This window comes from Roseibium sp. RKSG952, from assembly GCF_009711355.1.
Window position 1 is genome coordinate 16,518 of sequence record NZ_SMMF01000932.1, and the last position, 21,777, is coordinate 38,294.

General features: G+C 57.8%; 20 protein-coding genes. 11 read left to right on the forward strand and 9 right to left on the reverse strand.

What is annotated here, in order from left to right; translation table 11 throughout:
- Nucleotides 1-9 precede the first annotated feature (9 nt).
- A complete protein-coding gene (locus tag E1297_RS24970; RefSeq protein WP_155143214.1) occupies nucleotides 10-870 on the forward strand; it encodes a methyltransferase domain-containing protein in 861 nt (286 codons plus the stop codon).
- 9 nt (nucleotides 871-879) lie between these two features.
- On the opposite strand, the gene E1297_RS24975 is transcribed toward E1297_RS24970, so the two are convergent.
- The 4 genes from E1297_RS24975 to E1297_RS24990 all read right to left on the reverse strand — a co-directional run bounded on the left by E1297_RS24975 (nucleotide 880) and on the right by E1297_RS24990 (nucleotide 3,922).
- Complete coding sequence (locus E1297_RS24975; RefSeq protein WP_155143215.1) at nucleotides 880-1,092, reverse strand: Flp family type IVb pilin; 213 nt, start codon at nucleotides 1,090-1,092, stop codon at nucleotides 880-882.
- Between the two features lie 29 nt (nucleotides 1,093-1,121).
- Complete coding sequence (locus E1297_RS24980) at nucleotides 1,122-1,529, reverse strand: (deoxy)nucleoside triphosphate pyrophosphohydrolase (protein WP_155143216.1); 408 nt, start codon at nucleotides 1,527-1,529, stop codon at nucleotides 1,122-1,124.
- An 86-nt stretch (nucleotides 1,530-1,615) separates the two neighbouring features.
- Nucleotides 1,616-2,857, reverse strand: coding sequence for a bifunctional glutamate N-acetyltransferase/amino-acid acetyltransferase ArgJ (gene argJ / locus E1297_RS24985; RefSeq protein WP_155143260.1), 1,242 nt, complete (start codon nucleotides 2,855-2,857; stop codon nucleotides 1,616-1,618).
- Nucleotides 2,858-3,025: 168 nt separating this feature from the next.
- On the reverse strand, nucleotides 3,026-3,922 hold the full coding sequence (locus E1297_RS24990) for a peptidylprolyl isomerase (RefSeq protein ID WP_155143217.1): 897 nt from the start codon (nucleotides 3,920-3,922) through the stop codon (nucleotides 3,026-3,028).
- Nucleotides 3,923-4,217: 295 nt separating this feature from the next.
- Between E1297_RS24990 and secA the strand changes: the two genes are divergently transcribed.
- From secA to E1297_RS25020, 6 genes are all read left to right on the forward strand, one after another.
- On the forward strand, nucleotides 4,218-7,001 hold the full coding sequence (secA, locus tag E1297_RS24995) for a preprotein translocase subunit SecA (protein WP_155143218.1): 2,784 nt from the start codon (nucleotides 4,218-4,220) through the stop codon (nucleotides 6,999-7,001).
- Nucleotides 7,002-7,111: 110 nt separating this feature from the next.
- The gene (locus E1297_RS25000) at nucleotides 7,112-8,131 is read left to right on the forward strand and encodes a glycosyltransferase family 2 protein (protein ID WP_155143219.1); all 1,020 of its coding nucleotides are present in this window, start codon (nucleotides 7,112-7,114) and stop codon (nucleotides 8,129-8,131) included.
- Nucleotides 8,128-8,583 (forward strand): GtrA family protein, encoded by a 456-nt coding sequence (locus tag E1297_RS25005; RefSeq protein WP_209015976.1) that lies wholly within the window; start codon nucleotides 8,128-8,130, stop codon nucleotides 8,581-8,583. Before E1297_RS25000 ends, E1297_RS25005 begins: the two co-directional genes overlap by 4 nt.
- Nucleotides 8,576-10,111, forward strand: coding sequence for a glycosyltransferase family 39 protein (locus E1297_RS25010; RefSeq protein WP_155143220.1), 1,536 nt, complete (start codon nucleotides 8,576-8,578; stop codon nucleotides 10,109-10,111). The genes E1297_RS25005 and E1297_RS25010 overlap by 8 nt, the downstream gene beginning before the upstream one ends.
- 57 nt (nucleotides 10,112-10,168) lie before the next feature.
- Complete coding sequence (locus E1297_RS25015) at nucleotides 10,169-11,377, forward strand: adenylate/guanylate cyclase domain-containing protein (RefSeq protein ID WP_155143221.1); 1,209 nt, start codon at nucleotides 10,169-10,171, stop codon at nucleotides 11,375-11,377.
- Between the two features lie 174 nt (nucleotides 11,378-11,551).
- Nucleotides 11,552-12,352, forward strand: a complete 801-nt coding sequence (locus E1297_RS25020; protein WP_155143222.1) for an alpha/beta fold hydrolase — start codon at nucleotides 11,552-11,554, stop codon at nucleotides 12,350-12,352.
- Nucleotides 12,353-12,370: 18 nt separating this feature from the next.
- Here E1297_RS25020 and E1297_RS25025 read toward each other — a convergent pair whose 3' ends face one another.
- Both E1297_RS25025 and E1297_RS25030 read right to left on the reverse strand, forming a co-directional pair.
- Entirely contained in the window at nucleotides 12,371-13,555 is a 1,185-nt protein-coding gene (locus tag E1297_RS25025) for an NAD(P)/FAD-dependent oxidoreductase (RefSeq protein ID WP_155143223.1), read from the reverse strand.
- 146 nt (nucleotides 13,556-13,701) lie between these two features.
- Nucleotides 13,702-15,708 carry a methyl-accepting chemotaxis protein gene (locus E1297_RS25030; protein ID WP_155143224.1) on the reverse strand — a complete coding sequence of 669 codons (2,007 nt, stop codon included), beginning with the start codon at nucleotides 15,706-15,708 and terminating at the stop codon, nucleotides 13,702-13,704.
- Nucleotides 15,709-15,869: 161 nt separating this feature from the next.
- Here E1297_RS25030 and E1297_RS25035 point away from each other — a divergent pair, with 161 nt between their 5' ends.
- Nucleotides 15,870-16,739 carry a DMT family transporter gene (locus E1297_RS25035; protein ID WP_209015977.1) on the forward strand — a complete coding sequence of 290 codons (870 nt, stop codon included), beginning with the start codon at nucleotides 15,870-15,872 and terminating at the stop codon, nucleotides 16,737-16,739.
- Here the strand turns inward: E1297_RS25035 and E1297_RS25040 are convergent.
- Nucleotides 16,710-17,618: a YihY/virulence factor BrkB family protein gene (locus E1297_RS25040; protein WP_155143225.1), complete on the reverse strand. Its 909-nt coding sequence runs from the start codon at nucleotides 17,616-17,618 to the stop codon at nucleotides 16,710-16,712. The two genes, E1297_RS25035 and E1297_RS25040, sit on opposite strands and share 30 nt — an antisense overlap.
- A 174-nt stretch (nucleotides 17,619-17,792) precedes the next feature.
- On the opposite strand from E1297_RS25040, the gene E1297_RS25045 reads away from it, so the two are divergent.
- Nucleotides 17,793-19,481 (forward strand): acyl-CoA dehydrogenase family protein, encoded by a 1,689-nt coding sequence (locus E1297_RS25045; RefSeq protein WP_155143226.1) that lies wholly within the window; start codon nucleotides 17,793-17,795, stop codon nucleotides 19,479-19,481.
- A 38-nt stretch (nucleotides 19,482-19,519) separates the two neighbouring features.
- Here the strand turns inward: E1297_RS25045 and E1297_RS25050 are convergent, their stop codons facing one another.
- Entirely contained in the window at nucleotides 19,520-19,951 is a 432-nt protein-coding gene (locus tag E1297_RS25050; protein ID WP_155143227.1) for a DUF4399 domain-containing protein, read from the reverse strand.
- 166 nt (nucleotides 19,952-20,117) lie between these two features.
- Here E1297_RS25050 and E1297_RS25055 point away from each other — a divergent pair, with 166 nt between their 5' ends.
- Nucleotides 20,118-20,495 carry a YkvA family protein gene (locus E1297_RS25055; protein WP_155143263.1) on the forward strand — a complete coding sequence of 126 codons (378 nt, stop codon included), beginning with the start codon at nucleotides 20,118-20,120 and terminating at the stop codon, nucleotides 20,493-20,495.
- 21 nt (nucleotides 20,496-20,516) lie between these two features.
- Here E1297_RS25055 and E1297_RS25060 read toward each other — a convergent pair whose 3' ends face one another.
- Complete coding sequence (locus E1297_RS25060) at nucleotides 20,517-20,975, reverse strand: hypothetical protein (protein WP_209015978.1); 459 nt, start codon at nucleotides 20,973-20,975, stop codon at nucleotides 20,517-20,519.
- Between the two features lie 249 nt (nucleotides 20,976-21,224).
- On the opposite strand from E1297_RS25060, the gene infC reads away from it, so the two are divergent.
- Nucleotides 21,225-21,764: a translation initiation factor IF-3 gene (gene infC, locus E1297_RS25065; protein ID WP_368669674.1), complete on the forward strand. Its 540-nt coding sequence runs from the start codon at nucleotides 21,225-21,227 to the stop codon at nucleotides 21,762-21,764.
- Nucleotides 21,765-21,777 lie beyond the last annotated feature (13 nt).

A 21,777-nucleotide genomic window follows, 5' to 3' on the forward strand; every position in this document is an offset into this window, starting at 1 on the left:
GATCTCGCCATGTCCCAAGTCGAACTGTTCGACCGCAAGCTTCTCCAGATGCGCCGCCAGCGCGCGCTCAAGGCTTTTCAGCCAGGCGCGGATTTTCTGGTGTCGGCTGTTGCTGCGGATCTGGCCGACCGCCTGATCCCGGTCAACCGGACATTCGATACAGCGATTGATCTCGGCGGACACAATGATGACCTTGCCCGCATGATCATCGAGAGCGGCAAGGTTGCGCAGCTGTATCGCGGGCACCTGTTCTTCGCCAATCCTCACGGCAGACAATGCGATTTTGTATTCGATGATGCGTTTCCGCCGTTGGGCGACGAGACGGTCAGTCTCATCATCTCCCCTCTTACCCTGCAATTCGTGAATGATCTCCCCGGAACACTGATCCAGTTGCGCCGGGCCCTGAAGCCGGACGGCTTGTTGCTGGCGACCCTGCCAGGCGCCGACACGCTGCACGAGCTGCGCGATGTTTTGATGCGTGCGGAGCTTGAGACCACGGGAGGAGCATCAATCCGTGTCGCCCCCTTTGCCGACACACGGGATCTGGGGGCTCTCCTGCAACGGGCGGGCTTTGCCCTGCCCGTAACCGACAAGGACACACTGACAGTCCGTTATGACAACATGTTTGCCCTTCTGAAGGATCTGCGCGCAATGGGCGCGACCGCGGCCTTGAACGACCGCCCTGCGCCCCTGAAGCGGTCTACCCTGCTCAGGGCAGCCGAACTCTATGCTCAGGATTATGCGGACCCGGATGGGCGTATCCGGGCAAGCTTCGACATGATCACGCTGTCAGGATGGGCTCCGCACGAAAGCCAGCAAAAGCCGTTGACACCCGGCTCGGCGAAAATGAGCCTCAAGGATGTTCTTTAGAGAAACAAGTCAATCGATTTTCAGCTCTATGATGGGTGCTTGCGCGCGGTCATGATAGTTGGTCCGCAAGGTATCGCTGATCGCGATCACCGACGAGAGGATGCCAATTCCGATCAATGCGGTGATCAGGGCGTATTCGGCCTTGCTCGAGCCGCCTGCTTGTGAGCCGAAGGATCTTATTTGATTGACTTCTCGTTTGCGCAGCAAGCTTGATTTAGCCATAGATCCTTCACCCTGACACAAGAACCGATCTAGCCGGGCACCAAATCCAACAAGAAGGGAATGAGTGGCTCGTCGGCTGCCGGCATTTGATAGTCCCTCAGGCGCACCGGCCGGACCCATTTCAGGTTCTGCCCTTCGCGGCCTGTGGGGACACCCTCCCAACGTCGGCAGATATAAAGAGGCATAAAGAGATGAAAATCTTCGTAAACGTGGCTTGCAAAAGTTAAGGGTGCGAGACACGCTTCGTTAACGCTAATTCCCAACTCTTCGTGCAATTCGCGGATCAGGGTTTCTTCCGGCCGCTCTCCCTCTTCGACTTTTCCTCCCGGAAATTCCCACAATCCTGCCATTGACTTGCCTTCCGGCCTTTGGGCCAGAAGAATGCGACCATCAACATCCACAAGAGCGCAGGCCGCAACAAACACTGTCCGGGTCATTCAATCCGTCCCAATAGTCGACAATCCGTTTACAATTTAAAAACCAATCCGAACAACTTTCAGCATCCGGCAGCCGAAGCACCGGATCAGCTCCGATAGTCGCCGTTGATGGCCACGTATTCCTTGGTCAGATCGCAGGTCCAGACCGTGGCCTGGCCCTTGCCGAGGCCCAGTTCGACGCTGATGGCGATCTCTTCCTGCTTCATGACAGCAGATGCGGCTTCCTCGCTGTAATCGGCATCCCGCTCGCCATTGACGGCGACACGGACATCTCCGAACCAGATGGCCAACCGGTCCCGGTCCGCCGGTTCTCCGGCCTTGCCGACCGCCATGACAACCCGGCCCCAGTTTGCGTCTTCCCCTGCAACTGCCGTCTTCACGAGGGGTGAATTGGCGATCGACAGGGCGATGCGTTTGGCGGAGACATCCGTTTCAGCTCCTGAAACCTGTATCTGAACAAACTTCCTGGCGCCCTCGCCATCGCGGACAATCTGATGCGCAAGGTCTGTCATGACGTCATCGAGTGCTGACCGCAGCACGCCAACACGCGGATCATCAAGAGACTTGATTGGCTCGACACCCCGGTCTGCGGCCACCCCCGTCGCAAAGAGCAGAACAGAATCCGACGTGGATGTGTCACTGTCGACAGTGATGGCGTTGAAACTGCCATCGACCTTGTCCGACAAAAGCGCTTGGAGAACGTCGGCGGTTACGGGCGCGTCGGTAAAGATAAAGGACAGCATCGTCGCCATGTCCGGCGCAATCATGCCCGCGCCCTTGGCCATTCCACCGATCACAACTTCGGTATCATCCAGTTCAACGGCCGCAGTCGCCAATTTCGGAAAAGTATCCGTGGTCATGATCGCTCTGGCTGCATCCAGCCAGGCGTCCCTTTGTTCGGCAGAAGCGAGATCAGCAATGACCGCATCGAATTTCCCTGCATCAAGCGGTTCGCCAATTACGCCGGTCGATGCGAGAAAAATTTCCTTGTCACTGCATCCAAGAGCCTTTGCGGCGATCCCGGCTGACAGGGCAACGGCTTCTGCGCCCTTCTTTCCGGTAAACGCATTGGCGTTTCCGGAATTGACCAGGAGGCCCCGCGCCGTGCCGGACACCAGTTGCGCCTTACACCAGTCCACCGGCGCCGAAGCGCATTTGGACTTGGTAAAGACCCCGGCAACAGTGGTTCCCTCAGCAAGCTCCACCAAGAGCACATCCGTCCGGCCTTTGTACTTGATTCCGGCTTGCGCAGTCGCAAATCGCACGCCGCCGATTTCGGGCATTTCGGGATAGGATTTTGGAGCGAGCGGTGAAAGAGCGTCGGACATGGAGAAACCCGGAATTTGCTGAAACGTCGGGTTCGAGCCATGCCCGAACACAGGAAGGCACGCAAGTGCAATTCTGATCCGCGCAGCGGTATCGACGGAAATCATGAAAAAACCCGGCCGCTAAAAACAGCGGCCGGGGCGATTTCAAACAGGGAGGTCCCCCTGTACTTATTGCGCGGCTTCCTGCTCCGCAGCTTCCGGCGTTTCAGAAGCTGCCTTTGCAAGAGCCTCATCAAGGATCTCGACATCGATATCGGCCTTGAGCGCTTCCATTTCCGCTTCATAGCGTTCGCGCACCAGCTGGGTCCGCAGATCAGCCTTCACATCTTCAAAACCCGGTTTGGGCTGGCGGCGCTTGTCTTCCAGCTTGATGACATGCCAACCGAATTGGGTCTCGACCGGTTCTTCGCTGAATGCACCGGGCTCGAGCGCAAAGACGGCTTCTTCAAACGGCTGAACCATCTGTCCACGGGCGAAATACCCGAGATCGCCGCCATTCGGGCCCGACGGGCCGGTCGACTTTTCACGCGCCAGTTCTGCGAAATCCGCGCCACCCTTGAGTTCCTCGATGACAGCTTCAGCTTCAGCCTTGTCCTTGAGCAGGATATGACGGGCGTTCAGTTCTTCTTCGCCTTCGTATCCGGCAAACTGTTCGTCATAGGCCGCCTGCAGGTCTTCATCCGAAATCCCGCCATCAATCTTCTGCGCCAGATAGGCGTTCCGAAGCGCCCTCAGGGTCAGGAAGTCGATCTGCTTCTGGAAATCGGGATCCTGATCAATGCCGTCACGGCGCGCAGCTTCCGCGAGCAATTCCATGTCGACCATCACATCCAGCAGGATCGGACGCCATTGCGACGGCGGGAAACGCTGGAGTTCCGAGCCGAAGTCCTGGGCTGCAAATGCAATATCCGCCTCGGTGATTTCCTGGTCACCGACTTTTGCGAGGACGTCATCAGGTTCTGCGGCTCGGAGCGCGCTGCTCCCGAAGGAAACAGCGCCGAGCGAAGCGGCAAGCGCAGTGACGGCGAGCAACCGGCTCGGCCGGCGCAGAGAAATTCCGAACATATGGTGTCCTTTTACAAATCGGAACTGACTTCACTTTCAACGCGGGCTGATTGACCGAACCCAACCGGGCCGGGGCGTTGCCGGCGCCGCAACTTTGCGTATTAGGGCAGCGTTGACAAGCATTCTGCACCCTCTTATCTGTCGAGCGTCTCCGGCATGGGCCGGGACAGGACCTTTGCCTCGATCGCTTGCATGGCAGCCCGCCATGCGGGGAACGTGGACAGCAATTGAGACGATTTCATGGGCAGGCGCCATTCAGCTAGCTGGCCGCTTCCCGATAGGAAAGGACCGCCACATGGCCGGCCTTGGCGCTTTAGCACGTAAGATTTTTGGATCATCCAACGACCGTAAGGTCAAAAGCTACCGGGCCCAAGTTGAGAAAATCAACGCCCTTGAACCAGAGCTTCAGGGTCTGACCGACGACCAGTTGAGAGCCCGGACAGCCGAGTTTCGCGAACAGCTCAAGAACGGGGCGAAACTTGACGATCTGATCGCGCCGGCATTCGCAACCGTTCGCGAAGCTGCAAAGCGCGCCCTTGGCCAGCGCCACTATGATGTGCAGCTCATTGGCGGTTTGGTGCTCTATGAGGGCCGCATCGCGGAAATGCGTACCGGTGAGGGCAAGACACTGGTCGGAACCGCACCGGTCTATCTGAACGCCCTGACAGGCCGCGGCGTTCACGTCGTGACCGTCAACGACTATCTTGCCCAGCGTGACAGCGACTGGATGGGTCAGGTTTACCGTTTCCTCGGGCTGACGGTCGGCTGCATCACGCACGGATTGACGGATGATGAGCGCCGCGCAGCCTATGCCGCTGACGTGACTTATGGGACCAACAACGAGTTCGGTTTCGACTATCTTCGCGACAATATGAAGCATGACCGCCAGTCCATGACACAGCGCGAACATGCTTTTGCCATCGTCGACGAAGTCGATTCCATCCTGATCGACGAAGCCCGGACGCCGCTTATCATTTCCGGGCCGCTGGAAGACCGGTCCGAATTTTACAACACCGTCGATGCCTTTATTCCGCTTCTGACCGAAGAAGATTTCGAGCTGGACGAAAAGCAGCGCTCGGCGACATTTACCGAGGCAGGCAACGAGCGTCTGGAGCAATTGCTCTCCGAAGCCGATTTGCTGAAGGGTGAATCCCTTTATGACGTGGAAAACGTCGCCGTTGTCCATCACCTTCAGCAGGCCCTGAAGGCCCACAAGCTGTTCCAGCGCGACAAGGACTACATTGTCCGCAATGGCGAGGTCGTGATCATCGACGAATTCACCGGCCGCATGATGCCGGGCCGCCGCTTCTCAGAAGGGCTGCACCAGGCTCTGGAAGCGCGTGAAAAGGTTCGCATCCAGCCGGAAAACCAGACCCTCGCGTCGATCACGTTCCAGAACTATTTCCGCATGTATGACAAGCTGGCCGGCATGACCGGGACGGCGTCGACCGAAGCGGATGAGTTCATGGACATTTACGGTCTTGAAGTCATTGAAATCCCGACAAACCTTCCGGTCTCGAGAATTGACGATGACGATGAGGTCTACCGCACGTTCGAGGAAAAATACGCCGCCATCGTCAAGCTGATCGATGACTGCAAGGAACGGGGCCAGCCGGTTCTGGTCGGCACCACGTCCATTGAGAAATCCGAGTATCTCGCCGGGCTTCTGAAAAAGCACGGTTACACCCAGATCGATGTGTCGGAGCCGGCCGCAATCGCGTCCGCTCACATGAAAGACGGCGGCAAGGCCAAGGTCTTCACGGTGCTGAATGCCCGTTATCACGAGCAGGAAGCCTCGATCGTCGCACAGGCCGGATTGCCGGGTGCGGTGACGATTGCAACAAACATGGCTGGCCGCGGTACCGACATTCAGCTCGGCGGCAATGCGGACATGCAGATCGCCCTGGAACTTGGCGACATGCCCGAGGGCGACGAGCGCACACGCCGCGAGCAGGAGATCAAGGATCTTGTCGAGGAGCGGAAGAAGCAAGGCCTCGGCGCTGGCGGGTTGTATGTGATCGGCACCGAACGGCACGAAAGCCGCCGGATCGACAATCAGCTTCGCGGCCGCTCGGGACGCCAGGGCGACCCGGGCCATTCCAAGTTCTTCCTGTCCTTGCAGGACGACCTGATGCGCATCTTCGGATCGGAGCGGATGGATTCCATGCTGCAGAAACTCGGTCTGGAAGAGGGTGAAGCCATCATCCACCCGTGGATCAACCGGGCGCTTGAAAAAGCCCAGCAGAAAGTCGAGTCGCGCAACTTCGACATCCGCAAGAACCTCTTGAAGTTCGACAATGTCATGAACGACCAGCGCAAGGTGGTCTTCGAACAGCGCATCGAACTGATGGATGGGGAACACCTTCAGGAAACCGTCGCCGACATGCGCCATGATGTGGTCGAGGATCTCGTCGCCCGTCACATCCCGGAAAAGGCCTATCCCGAGCAGTGGGACACGGACGGTCTTCAGGAAAGTGTTCGCGAAACACTGAACCTCGATCTTCCGGTCAAGGACTGGGCGGAAGAGGAAGGCATTGCCGACGAGGAAGTGAAAGACCGGCTACGCCGCGCAGCAGACGAGGCAATGGCGCAAAAAGTGGCAAAATACGGCCCGGACATTGTGCGCCAACTGGAAAAGATGCTTCTTCTCCAGACCCTCGACAACCTGTGGCGTGAACATCTGGCCAACCTGGACCATCTGCGGTCGGTGATCGGTTTCCGTGGCTACGCACAGCGCGATCCGCTTCAGGAGTACAAGACCGAGGCCTTCACACTGTTTGAGGGCATGCTCACTCAGCTGCGTGAAACCACGACATCTCAGCTCTTGCGCGTGGAACTTGTTCAGGATCAGGCACCACCTTTGCAACAGGCTCCGGAGTTGCCGGAAATGCATGGCCATCACATTGATGCGACAACCGGTGTCGATGAAATGGAACTCGCCGACCAGATGCTCGCGCATCAGCCCGCCGTCGCGCGCGATCCCAACGATCCGTCGACCTGGGGCAAGGTTGGCCGAAACGAAGCATGTCCGTGCGGATCTGGCAGGAAATACAAGCATTGCCATGGCGCTCTGAACTGACGTTGCCATCTGAAAAGTCATGAAAAACGAGGCTGGCCCGCAAGGGCTGGCCTTTTTTGGTGTTTTCCGGCAGTTTGCCGCCCACAGAAACCGAAGACCGGTCGCCGAGAATGAGCACGCATATCGAGAGCAAGATCTATCTGACCCGCAGGTCCGAGAAGCGGCCTGAAACCCCGCTGCTCAGCGTCATTGTTCCGGTCTACAACGAAGCGGAAGTGATCCCGCATTTTCTCAAGGAAACCGGAGAGATTCTGGAGCAAACCGGGCTCGACTACGAGTATGTCTTCATCGACGATGGCAGCCGGGACGCGACAGCCGATGTACTTGAACAGCAGATCGCCGAAGGGCTACCCGCCCGCTTGCTCGGACTGTCCAGAAACTTCGGCAAGGAAGCTGCAATGTCTGCCGGACTGGACCATGCGCACGGCGATATCGTGATCATCGTGGACGTCGACCTGCAGGACCCGCCCTCACTCATCCCCCAGATGATCGACGGGTGGCGCGCGGGTTATGACGTCGTTTACGGCCTCAGGGTGGACCGGTCCTCGGACACGCTGATGAAGCGCTCCACCGCGCGCATGTTCTATCGGTTGTTCAACAAGCTTGCCAATATCGAGATGCCGCCGAATGCCGGTGACTTTCGCCTGCTTGACCGCGCCGTCGTAGACGCACTTCTGCAACTTCCGGAACGCAACCGGTTCATGAAAGGCCTGTTTGCCTGGGTCGGGTTTCCAGCCATGGCACTTCCCTACGAGCGTCCTGCACGCCGTGCCGGAAACGGCAAATGGAATTACTGGAAGCTCTGGAATTTCGCCATAGACGGGCTGACCGGGTTCACAACCATGCCGCTGCGTATCTGGTTTTACGGCGGGGCCCTGCTCTCCGGCATCGCCTTTGCCTACGCGCTTTATCTGGTGTTGCGTGTGTTCTTCACCGGAATCGATGTTCCCGGTTACACGTCCTTGATGGTCACGCTCCTGTTTTTCTCCGGGATCCAGCTTTTATCGATCGGCATGATCGGCGAATACGTGTCGCGTCTTTTCAACGAGGCCAAACAACGTCCGGTCTATCTCCTTCAGGATGTGATCGAAGGCAAGGTGCCGGGCAAAAACACCGGGACAGAAACGTGACGCGAATTTTTCGGGACCGCCCGGCCGGCATGCGCCAATTGCTCAAAGCCGAGGCTGGCACGGCAGGCCGCTTTGCAGTGGTGGGAGCCGCCGCCACCGGTGTACATGCATCAACGGCTGTCGCTCTTCTAGAGGCCGGAGCACTTGAGGCTTTTCCGGCCAATATCGCCGGTTTCGTTCTCGCCTTTTGCGTCTCCTTTTCCGGTCATCATTTCTGGAGCTTTGGCCATATGCGCAACAACGGCGACGGTGCCCGGCGCATGCGCCGGTTCCTCGTGCTTGCCCTGACCGGTTTCCTGCTGAATTCCATTGTTCTGGCCGCCTGGCTTGAACTGACACCGTGGCCTGATGTCCTTGGCATCCTGCTTTCCATCGCGATCATTCCGGGCCTGACTTTCCTCGGTGCCCGTTTGTGGGCCTTCGCCAACCATTCCAAAGACACACATGATTAAAAAGCTCAGCGCCAGCCAAGGTGCCTTCGTATATGTGACGCTGGTCTGCCTGCTTTGGGCGCTTGTTCCGACCCTCCTGTTTCCCAACCCTCCTCTGGATGTGGTCGAAGGATATGCCTGGGGCCGCGAGATGGCGCTGGGATATACCAAACACCCGCCGATGCAGGCCTGGCTACTGGAAGCCTCCTACTGGCTCACCGGCGGCCATACTTTCGGGGGCTACTGGCTCAGCGCGATCAGTGCCGGGCTCGGCTATCTGGCAATCTGGAAACTCGCCCGCCGAAACAGCATTCCGCCTGAAGGAGCGTTCTGGGCGATTGTGCTGACAAGCATCACATTCTACTTCACGCTTCCACTGCCCGAATTCAATCCGAACATCCTGCAGATCCCGGTCTGGGCATGGATGATCCTGCTGTTCCACCGGGGAATTGAACGCGGTAATCTCCTGAACTGGATCTTGCTGGGCGCCGTCGCAGCGTTCGGACTCTACACAAAATACTTCGTCCTGCTTCTGATCGGTGCAATCGGCCTCTATACACTGGTTTTTGCTCACGCCCGGCGCAAACTGTTAACGCCGGGTCCATGGTTGGCAGCCCTGACATGTCTTGTCTTGCTGATCTCGCATGGCTGGTGGCTGCTCAAGACGGATTTCCTGACGCTGCAATACGCGGCAAGCCGCAGCAAACCGGCATCAGACCTTTTGGACCACGTCATCAAGCCGCTCGAGTTTCTCGGCGCCCAGCTCGGCAATCACGCAACCTTGTTCGTTGTTGTGATCGCAGGTCTCGGTCTCGCTGGCCTCAGGCGCATGGGTCCACGGATCGGGACGGATAGCGCGGACAACAAGAACGACAGGACTTTCCTGTTGTGGTTCGCATTTGTGCCTCTCGGCGTCGTTCTTCTGGCCGGACTGATCACCGGAAACGAATTCGAGCACATGTGGGGCACTCCCATGTTTGTACTCTCCGGGATCCTTGCGGTCTATTTCCTCAAGATACCGGGCTCCTTCCGGCACCAGCATGCCGCTTTGCGCATCGCCTTGGCCGTTCAAGCGGTATTCTTGCTTGTGGTCGTTGCACAAGCGGCACTCGAACCACAATGGAAAGACAAGCAGACGCGGATGCACTATCCCGGCAAGGAAGTGGCCGATGCACTGGCCGGGATCTGGAAGCGGCAGGCCGGAACCGATCTCCCCTATGTCGCCGGAGACATGTGGTCGGCGGCCAATGTCACCATCCACGCGTCCGAACGCCCGTCAATGTTTTACCTGCATGATGTCACTTTGAGCCCGTGGATCGATCTCGAAGATGTTCAGCGCAAGGGCCTGATGATCGTCTGGCGCGGTGATCGTGAAACGCCCCTGGATGAGCTTCTGGTTTTCTACCCCGATGCCAAGCGCGAGGGGTCGATTGACGTGCCCTATGGCGGCTGGGGCCTTATTCCGCCGGTAAAGGTGAACTGGCTGATCATCCCGCCCGGTTCTGTTGCGAAACAGCCGGTGGAGCAAAAAACACCGGTACGGAAATAAAGCGAATTTACTACCCAAACGATGGCGTCGAGGTCAGTTTCGGCTAGACTTCGCGCCATGGTGAACATGCAGGAAATCGATGAGCTTGAGGACTGGTTGATCGGAGAGGCCCTGTCCTCCCGGCCGATCCCTGAAATGTTTGCCGAAATGTGCGAACGCCTGCGGCATTGCCAGGTGCCTGTAGAGCGCGCATTGCTGGGATGGGCAACACTGCACCCGCTCATAGAGGCCGAAATTGCGTTCTGGACCGCGACAGACGGCCTGGAGCACGAGCAATTTGCGCATGAGGACGAGGACACAGACGACTGGCTGAACAGCCCCATGCGTGCGGTTCTGATCAATCAGGAAAAACGGCTGCGGCGGCGCCTCGACAAATCCAACTCGGGCTACGACTTCGAACTTTGCCAGCAACTCGCCGACGAAGGCTACACAGACTACCTCGTGCTCGCGACCGCATTTCGCATGCCGAGCATCGACGAGCAACGCGACGACACCGGGATCTTGGTGAGTTGGGCAACCCGTCAAACCGGTGGCTTCACGGACGATCAGCTGTATGCAATAGAGTACATTCAAAAAAGGCTGGCGCTGTCAGCGCGCGCAAACGTCGAAGAAGGGATCACGCGCACCATCGCCGAGACCTATCTCGGTAAATGGGCCGGCAACCGGGTTCTCAATGGCCAGATCCGTCACGGAGATGGTGAACTTATTCGTGCCGTGATCGTCTATTGCGACATGCGCCAGTCCACGTCGATTGCCGAAGTTCTGGGCCCCGAACGCTATCTTTCCTGGTTGAACACCTTCTTTCAGGCAACCGCCGCACCGGTTCTGGAAAATGACGGTGAAGTCCTTGATTTCATCGGCGATGCGGTTCTCGGCATCTTCCCGATCCGGGAGAACGGTTATGCGGAGGCCGTCAGAAAGGCCATTCTGGCAGCAGATGCCATGCGCGACCGAATCGAAGCAGTCAACCGGTCCAGCAACAACGGACTGCAACTGAAGGCCGGGACAGCGCTTTCGGTCGGCGAAGTGATGTTCGGAAACATCGGGGTCGCTGAAAGGCTCACCTTTTCGGTGATCGGTCAAACGGTTCATGCCGCCGCCCGCCTGGAGGCCCTCACCAAGACCATCGGTTGCGACACGTTGATGACCTCCGAAATTGCCGAATTGATCCCGGACCGGTCCAGACCGGTTGGTGATTTCGAACTGTCCGGTTTCAGCGGCAAGACAGCAGTTTATGCTCTGCTACCGCAACCCGGCGCCCAATGACCCCGCGCACGGATCAGCCATGGCAAGCACGTGCCAAACGGTGCCGAGCGGGAACGCGGCCCTTCATATTGCAGCGGCAAGCGTGATAAGGCTGGCAAATATTCGCTCGCTTCGTCAAACCGAAACCCGCTCCGCCCCTCGTTTCTCACTTCCGAGACCAATCTGGATTCCCGCATGACTGACCTTCGCCCGACCCCGCCTCGACATCTGCCTTTCAAGGAACAGGAAGGAGCTGGCGGCGAAAGCCATGCAACAGTTGTGTTCCTGCACGGTTTTGGCGGAGACCGGCAGACATGGGTCAACCTGCAGACGGCGCTTGCGCCCTCCCTCAGGTCGGTTGCTTTCGATCTTCCGGGGCATGGAGACGCGCTTGACTGGCCGGTCGTCGGAAATGCGGGTGTCGCCGCGAAGGCAGTCCTGCAATCCCTTGAGGAGCTCGATTTGGGCGGGGTGCATCTGGTTGGCCATTCCATGGGCGGCGCGGTGGCCGCACTGGCAGCGCTCCGGGAACCGGAGCGGATCAAGAGCCTGACCCTGCTCGCACCGGGCGGCTTTGGCGCGGAGATCAATCACAAGCTTCTGCGCCGCTATGCGGCCGCGACAGACCTCACCGAAATGGAAATGCTTCTCGAACAGTTTTTCGGTTGGGAATTCAAATTGCCGAAGTTTCTCGCCAAGACCGCTGTGGAGGCACGCCTGAAGCCGGGCGCGGTCGCGACACTGCAAGCGATTGTCGAGGAGATTGTCGACGGCACCGTTCAGAAAACGCTTCCCCGGCAAGATCTTGCCGGGTTGCCGATGCCTGTCAAGGTCATCTGGGGCACACAGGACCGTGTCCTTCCCACCCGCCAGGCACACAAATTACCCGGCGTTGTCGCGACCCATATCTTTGAAGGGGTCGGGCATATGCCTCATCTGGAAATCCCGAAGGAAGTCGTCCGCCTGATCCGGCAAAACGCCGGATTAACAGGCTAGAAACCCGGGCGAAGAACTTCAGGCGTCCGGCAGCAGATCCGGGCGCCATGGCTCGCCAATCACGCGGCGGGCCATCATGTGCGACCGGGGCGAATTGATGCTGTCGACCGCGATGAGGTTCCCGTCCCGGAGATAGGCAACATAAAACTTGGCCGTTTTCAGGTCACCTGCGACCACCGTGTCATCATAACCTTCCGACAACCCGGCAATCTGAAGCTTGACGTGGTATTGATCGGACCAGAACCAGGGCAACGGGTCATAGTCCACTTCCTGCCCCATGATGGACTGGGCCACTGCCTTTGCCTGATCAATTGCGTTCTGGACGCTCTCCATTCGGATAGACCGGCCATACCGGCTCGAATGGAAGCGCGTGCAATCACCGGCCGCATAAATGCTCTCGTCACTGGTTTGACCGGCACCATCGACCAGGATGCCGTCGTCAGCATCAAGCCCGGCCTCTTCTGCCAGATGATCGTTGGGAACCGCCCCGACAGCGATCAGCACGAGGTCGGCCGGGATCGTTTCCCCATTCGACAACCGGACACCTTCAACGGCATCCCTTCCCTCTATCGCTTCGATCCCGGTATCAAGATGCAGCACCACGCCCTTTTCGCGGTGGAGGTCTGTGTAGAATTCCGAAATAATCGGCGATACGACCCGTTTCATAACGCGGTCTTGCGCTTCAACCACGGAGACATCCTTGCCGAGTTCCCGCGCCACGGCCGCCACTTCGAGCCCGATATATCCGCCTCCGACAATGACCAGCTTCTGATGCCGATCGAACAGGCTGCGGATATGATCAACGTCGGCAATTCCGCGCAGAGTTACGACACCATCCAGATCATGGCCGGGAAGCGCAATACGCCGCGCCTGTGTGCCTGTTGCCAGAACCAGACGGCCATAATCGAGCGTGTCGCCATTTTCTAGTTTCAGGCGCTTCGCGCCACGATCAATCGAAACCACGCGCGTATCGGGAATAAGATCGATGTTCTGGGTGGTGTAGAACGCGGGTGGGCGCAGCCACAGTCCCTCGGGACCGATTTCGCCAGCAAGGAACTTTTTTGACAGGGGCGGCCTTTGATAGGGCGGATGCGGCTCGTCTCCGATCAGGCGGATTGGCCCTTCAAACCCGCCTTGCCGAAGGGACTGGGCAACTTGCGCCCCTGCCTGACCGCCACCGATCACCACCACCGTTTCCTGCATGTTCGCGCCGTTCCTGTTCCTGGGTCATTCCGTCAGAGCCGCAAGCCGTAGCACGTCTTTGCAAACGCCGCCAGACAAGCAAAGCGCCGCTAGTCGACTGGAATCCCGGCACTTGGATTTGCCAATGCAAGCCCCGCAAAGGTGCGTCAGGCCGCCCGAACGCCTTCCAGGAAACTCGAAATCTCCTGCCGAAGCAATGCCCCCTGTTCGGCAAGCGACATGGCAAGGCGCTCGACCTCGTCCCCCGTGGCGCGCGCGTGATTGGCAGCCGACCCCACGGCGGTCATGCGTTGCGCGCCATCGTCGGACCGGTCGGAGGCGTGGCTGACATTTTCCGCAATCGAGCGCACCGCCGCATCCTGTTGTTCCACGGCATCGGCAACTGCCGAAGCAAGGGTTTCCATTTCCGTGATAATGTTGCTGACATCCTCGATCGCCTCAACCGCGTTTCCGGACGAATTCTGGATCGCTTCCACCTGGACGGCAATATCGCCGGTTGCCCGCGAAGTTTGTTCGGCCAGTTGCTTGACCTCCGAGGCCACGACGGCAAAGCCCTTGCCCGCTTCACCGGCGCGCGCTGCCTCAATCGTCGCGTTGAGCGCGAGAAGGTTCGTCTGATTGGCAATATCGCGAATGAGACCCATGACTTCGCCAATCCGGTCAGCGGCCTGCGACAGGTTTTGCATGGTCTCGAATGTCCCACTCGCGCTGGACACGGCCTGCTGCGCCACTTCCGTAGACTTGCCGGCCTGCGCGGAGATCTCGGCAATGGAAGCTGCCAGCTCTTCCGTTGCACTGGCCGCCGTGGTGACGTTTTCCGCAGCAATGCGAACGGAGTTCGCCGCCTGATCAGCTTCGGAACTCACATCATTGGAGGCCGTTTCAACCGCCCGCGAGGTCTGGACCAGTTCATCTGTGGATTGGTCGAGGCTGCCAAGTGCTGCCGAAACCGTCGCCTCGAACTCCGAAATGATCGCCTCAAGCCGGGTAACCCGCTTATCACGCTCAAGGTTTTCTCGTTCCTGCGCTTCGGCAAGTTCCGCCCGCTCGATCGCATTGTCGCGAAACACGTTGACCGTTCGAACCATCCGGGAGATTTCGTCCGAGCCATTGGAAGACGGCAAGTCGACGTCGGTTTGCCCTCCCGCAAGCGCCTCCATCGCACTCTGGAGACGGCCCAGCGGAACCGCAATCGACTGTCCGATCAGTACCGCCAGCCCGGTCAACCCGACCAGAAGCACTCCGCCGACACCGCCAATAACAATCATCGAAAGGCGGCGCACCTGTTCAAGGGACGTCCATGCCTGCTGCTCTGCGGTGCGCGCGGCTTCATTCAGGGCGGCAAGATGGGGCGGGACAAGATCAAACAGGTTTTCGACCAGCTCGACATGTTTTGTCTTGTCCGCCGTCAGTTCGGTGTAGCGGTCAAAAGCCTCACGATACTGCGCCATCTTCCCCGATATGTCGGTCTTGATCTCGTTGGGGATATAGGCCTTGCCCAAAAGTCGCTCGAAACGCCCGAAAGCAACTTCGAAATTGCCAAGTGACACATCGGTCTGGCTGAGCGTGAATTCCTTCTCGGCAAGCTGAACTTCAAGAATTGCCCGCGCCAGCTTCTCGAAATCCGGTCCGCCTCCGAAGTTCATTTCCTTCTTGAGACGCGCTTTCACCGCTCCGGCCGTATCTCCCAGCAAACCACGCAGGCCCGTCTCAGAATCGTAACCGATATCCCGTTGAACGGTATCGAGCATCTCGAATGCGCCACTCGTTCCCTCAAGCGTATCACGTACGTCAGAGATTTCCGCGGTCAGGGAAAGGGCCACCGGTTGCTGCGCCACGTCGCTGAGAAATGACATCGCTTTGTTCAGGGTTTCATTAAACTCGCGGTAGGCGGTTTCACTGGGAACAGCGAGATAGCCCTTCTCGATATAGCGCATGGCCCCTGCCTCTTGTGACAGGTCGCTCACCACCCTGGCCAAAACCGCGCTTTCGTCCAGTTTTGTAAAGGACCGTTCAATTTCCACCTCGCTCCACCAAAAGACCGCCCCGATCGTGATCAGGCCGATTGCAGTGATGATGCTGAGAGAAAGAACACGTATCTTGACCGAAAGCGCGCTGCCAAGGCGCTTCATTGACTGAAACTTATATGCCATTGGTATACCAACCGATGCTGCCCCACCATTCGGCATGTGATTTTGAACAAGACTCGTTAAAGAATTACTCCATTTTGACGAGTTTATAATTCAAATACATTCGAATTTATCGATATCCCGGCAATTGACTTGGATCAAACCTCCAAAAATCAGGAAACAACTTGAAGCCGCTTCTTCCCCGTCTCGCCCCGGTCATATTTGTTTTGCTTTGGTCCACGGGATTTATCGGATCCAAGCTCGTTGCCCCCTTTGCGGAACCGATGGTTTTCCTGTCGATACGGTTCGCTGCCGTACTGCCCGTCCTTGCTATCATCGCGCTCATGACACGGGCTCCCTGGCCGAACAACACAACGGCTGTCATGCACTGCATTGTGACCGGAGTGCTCGTTCACGGAGTTTATCTTGGCGGTGTTTTCTGGGCGATCAAACACGGCATGCCGGCCGGCGCGAGCGCAATCGTGGTCGGGCTGCAACCGGTCTTGAGCGTGTTGACCGCAGCTGCGCTGCTCGGCGAGAGGATCGCCGTAAAACACTGGGCAGGCATGGCACTCGGAAGCATTGGCCTGTTGCTGGTTCTGGGACCCAAGGCCGGGGATGCAGGGTCGGGGATCAATGCCTGGACCATCGGAGCGGCCGTGCTTGCCGTTCTCGCGATAAGTGTCGGCACAGTCTATCAAAAGCGCTTTGTCCCTGGCACCGACCTTATCGCCGCGACCTTCTGGCAATATGTCGGCGCCCTTCTGGTCACCCTGCCCCTGTCCGGATTTGAATCCTGGCAAATAATCTGGTCGGGCCAATTCCTGTTCGCGCTCGGATGGCTGGTGCTGGTGCTGTCGATCGGCGCCATCCTTTTGCTCATGTTCCTGATCCGGCAGGGGGCCGTGTCGCAAGTGGCTTCTCTGTTCTATCTGGTGCCCGTCGCCACCGCGATTGAAAGCTACGTCCTGTTCGACGAGATCCTCTCGGCACTTCAGATCAGCGGGATGCTTCTGGTGGTGTTTTCAGTCCTGATAATCCGCCGGCGCGCCTGATCGTCCGTCTTTTACAGCCTCTGCGCGAGCCTTTTTGCGGATGGAGCGCACGCGCAAGAGGGCCGCATTGAGTTCTCCACCAAGGATAAAGGCCGCCGAACAAATATAAAGAAACACGATGGCGGTCATGACCCCGGCAAGGCCGCCATAGGTCGTGACATAGTTTGCGAAGCTTGCAAGGTAAGCGCCAAAACTGACGCCCGCAATCATCCAGAGGACAAGTGTTGCAGCAACCCCAGGTAGCAGATCAAGAAACCGCCGCTGCCCGGACGGTAGCAGCCAATGGGTCGCAAACAAGCCGAAAACCAGCAGGGACCCGGCCACGCCAAAACGAATGATGTCAATCGACACCAACACATCCGAAACGGCAGGGAAATAGCGCTGTAACATCGCCAGCGCCAGCGGTGCCAGAACAACCAGGAACGTGTAGGCGATCAGGATCAGAGATCCGACAATCACCAAAACAATCGACTGAAGCCGCAACAGAAAGATCGAGCGCATTTCCCGCTGACGATAAGCGCGATTTAAGGCCGTCCGAAGCGCTTCCACACCGTTTGACGCGAACCAGACCGCAGCAATAACACCAAAGGTCAGCAATCCCGGCCGCCTTTCGGTCAAAACAGCATGGATCTGGTCAACAACAGGTTTGGCAATGTTTTGTGGCCACGTGTCGAAAACAAGATCAGAGGCACGATCAGCAGCCTCTCCGACACCCAGGAAACCGGCCAGGGCCGCAATGAAAATCAACAGCGGAAACACTGCGAGAAGCGCCGACAATGCAACATGGCTGGCCATGGCAAATCCGTCATCGCGCCCGAAATGACCCAGTGCATCCTTCAGGACCTGAAAAGTTGCAACAAATATTCCCCGCCGACTCATGAAGCGATGTGATCCCGGTAGCTGTTAAAGGTCAAGGGTGGCCTTTCACTTCCATAATGCAGCGCTATATCCGCCGAAAGACCTACAAATAACCGATGGACAAGGCAGCTGGTGCAACGCAACATAGCTGCGGGAGATCGCAGTTCTGCGAAACAAAAAAACGGAGACACAAGAATGCCAACCGTTGCTGTGCCGGTTGAACCCCGTGAAGGACAACTACTGGAATTGACCAACAGTGCGATTGCCAGCCTAGACGGGTTGCTTGATGCGGCTTCCCGAAGCGTGCGGGCACGCGTGATCAGCGGCGACCGGATCTCTTCTGCCGCCGTGGAACGCGAACAGCGCGCCACCCACGGACTTGCCTGGCTTGCAACATATGTCGAGTCGCTTCGCCAGCTGGACGCTTATGCGAACCGCTTGTCCGAACAGGGCACATTCGGCGAACTGGAAGAGTGCATCGTCATCCTCGGGTTTTCCGAGTACCTCGCCCAGATATTCGGCGGGATCGCGATGAACCAGAACGAGATCGTGCGCCTAGGCGATCTTTACGTCAGCGCCGATGCCGTCAACGCTGCCAAAACCGCCGAGATCGACGAGTTGATCGCAACCGGCAACACCCCGGGCATCCGCCAGCGGATCGCGGAATTGATCCGTCATCAGGCTGGGCAATCAACATTTGGCAATCCGGGTCTCGACGAGACCATGGAACAGATCCGCAATGAGATGCGGCGGTTCGCCGAAGATAACGTGACCCCTTATGCTCACGAGTGGCATCTGAAGAACGACTATATCCCGCTCGAAACCATTTCCCAGATGGCCGAGCTCGGCGTGTTCGGGCTCACCATCCCGGAAGAGTATGGCGGCATGGGTCTTGGCAAGGAAGCCATGTGTGTGGTCTCGGAGGAGCTGTCACGCGCATATATTGGCGTCGGCTCGCTTGGAACCCGGTCCGAAATCGCTGCAGAGCTTATTCTTTGTGGTGGAACGGAAGAGCAGAAACAGAAGTGGCTTCCGAAAATCGCATCCGGTGAAATCCTGCCGACCGCAGTTTTCACCGAACCCAACACCGGGTCGGACCTCGCCTCTCTCAAGACCCGAGCGGTCAAGGAAGGCGACATCTGGAAAATCTCCGGCAACAAGACCTGGATCACACATCCTGTCCGTGCCGACGTCATGACGTTGCTTGCCCGCACAAACCCGGACGAGCCCGGCTACAAGGGCCTATCCATGTTCCTCGCCGAAAAGCCGCGCGGTTCAGACGAAGACCCGTTCCCGGCCAACGGCATGAGCGGCGGCGAGATCGAAGTGCTCGGCTATCGCGGGATGAAGGAATACGAAATCGCCTTCGACGATTTCGAAGTCAAGGACGAAAACCTGCTGGGTGGTGTTGAAGGCTCCGGCTTCAAACAATTGATGCAGACCTTTGAAGGCGCTCGCATCCAGACCGCCGCTCGCGCCATTGGCGTTGCGCAGTCCGCACTTGATCTTGGCTTGCGCTACGCGGAAGAACGTATCCAGTTCGGCAAGCCATTGGTAGACTTCCCGCGCGTCTCTGACAAACTCGCATTGATGACGGTCGAAGTCATGATTGCCCGTCAGCTCACCTATTTCTCCGCCTGGGAAAAGGATTCTGGCCAGCGTTGCGATCTGGAAGCCGGCATGGCCAAGCTTCTGGGTGCCCGTGTTGCCTGGGCGGCGGCAGACAATGCGCTTCAGATTCATGGCGGCAATGGGTTTGCCCTTGAATATGCCATTTCACGTGTTCTGTGTGATGCTCGGATCCTCAACATCTTTGAAGGTGCGGCGGAAATCCAGGCTCAGGTGATCGCAAGGCGCGTTCTGGAAACCCGCGGCCTCAACTGACCAATGAGAAGGGCGGCACAACGGCCGCCCTTCTTTGCCTACTCTTCAACAATGATGGTTATCGGCTCCGAATAGACCGGCGGATCATGCGGGACATGGCTCCAGTCGCCAAGGACCAGCTGCAATGTATGAGTGCCGGGTGGCAACTCAAGAGATGTCTCGGTCTGGCCACCACCGAAGTGAACACTGTTTTCATCTGCGGGGATCGGCTGATCATGATCGTCAGGCGTCAGTGTCCGGTTGATCAGAATATGGTGGTGACCGGTGTCCGGCTTGTCATCAACTCCAGCCGGCGCAACCCCCATTCCTGATAGCCCCATTTTAACATCAACCGGGCTCTTGACCGTGTCGCCATCCTTCAGGTTGACGAAATAGACCTTTGCTCCGTCGGGTGATGGGGTGTTTTGAGCAAACGCAGCCGGTTGGACCGAAAACAGCAACACGGTTGCGGCACACCATAACTTCCTCATGACAGCCTCCCATTTGGCAAGCGCTCCGTTCAGGCGCTCTTCGCAAGTGTGCCACCGAACGGCCCTGACCGATAGCTACATGAAACACATACCGCCGAACGATGGTGATTTGACCTTGCCCAATTTCACACCACATAATCACGGCGTAGGTAAAGCAGGTGTCTGGATGACGAAAACCACATTCGAAGATCTCGGATTTGACCCCGAATATCTGGGTCCGGAAGAAACCCAGAAACGGACAATCCGGCAAAAACTCCTGATGACAGCGCGGAAAGCTGCGCGGCAGATCCCGTTCATGGAAGACGTGATCGCTGGCTATTACTGTGCATTGGACCCGGCAACTCCGGCGAAAGTTCGTGTCACCACACTGGCCGCTCTGGCGTATTTTGTTCTTCCGATTGACGTGGTCCCGGATTTCATAATCGGCGTCGGTTATGGTGACGACGCCACCATTCTGATGGGCGTGATTGCAATGCTGCGCACGCACATGCGTGCCGAACACTATGAAGCGGCAAAGACCGCTTTGAAGGACGAAAAGCTGTAAAACCGGCCGGTCTTGGCAAATCTATCGGGTTTTCCAGCAACCTGCACGGCGACCGGCAATAAGCCAATAAACGAAACCACCAATGAAACCGGCGGACAGCGCCACGGTCGTGCCCGGACGGGCAGCGGTCAGGACAGCGGCGCCATCGGAATTCCACGCCACAAACCCTATCAAACCGGCAACTGACAGATAATAGAGGATGCTCCGCCAACCGAAGATTTCGGCGAGTGTTATCGCGACAAAGGCGGGCAAAAAGGCAATCGACCCAATGATGCTGGACGTCACAAGTGACGAACCGAACGTTGCGGCCACAGCCATTGTGCCCTGACCGGCAGATTGTGGCTGGAAGAAACCCCAGGCGAGAAACAGGCTCGCAGCAATCGCCGCGCATACAAACGCCAGACAGTCCAGAAGCAACTGCGCAAAAAACCGTGCGCCGCTAAAGGAAGGCTCCGGATTAAGGGCGGGTTTGTTGTCCATGGCTCGTTTTGTTCCATCAATGCGGCTTTAATTGGGGACCGCCTTACCCCATATAGTCAGAGTGGTTGGCGCTTACAAAAGCGTCAATAACGTAAATCCTATTGACTTTCCCGCATTTTCACGGGATTTTTAGGGCCAGCCGACTTGGCGATATGCAACACGGTTCCCCGACGTTCGCGTGCGGGGATTGTTGTATAGAACGCCGTGTGGCCCAAGCCGATATCTGAAACACCAGAGGAGATTGCGACCATTCGCCGTCCGTTCCGCGCCCCGCCTCCGACCAAGGAAGGTCCGCGCACCAACCAAGAAATTCGCGTTCGCGAAGTCCAGTTGATTGACCACGAAGGCGCCAACAGGGGCATCGTGCCTACCGATGAGGCCCTAGACATCGCCATGGGAGCCGGTCTGGATCTCGTCGAGATACAGCCGAACGCCCAGCCGCCGGTTTGCAAGATCCTGGACTACGGACGCTACAAGTATCAGGCGCAGAAGAAAGCAGCCGAGGCCCGCAAGAAGCAGAAGACTGTCGAGATCAAAGAGATCAAGATGCGGCCGAACATCGACACCCATGATTATGAGGTGAAGATGAAGAACATGCTGCGCTTCTTCAATGACGGCGACAAGGTCAAGGTCACGCTCCGGTTCCGCGGCCGCGAAATGGCGCACCAGGATCTCGGCATGAAGCTTTTGCACAAGGTTCGTGATGAGACTTCCGAAATTGCCAAGGTGGAATCCCATCCGAAACTGGAAGGCCGCCAGATGGTGATGGTGCTTGCACCTCTGAAGTAAGTTCCCTTCAGCA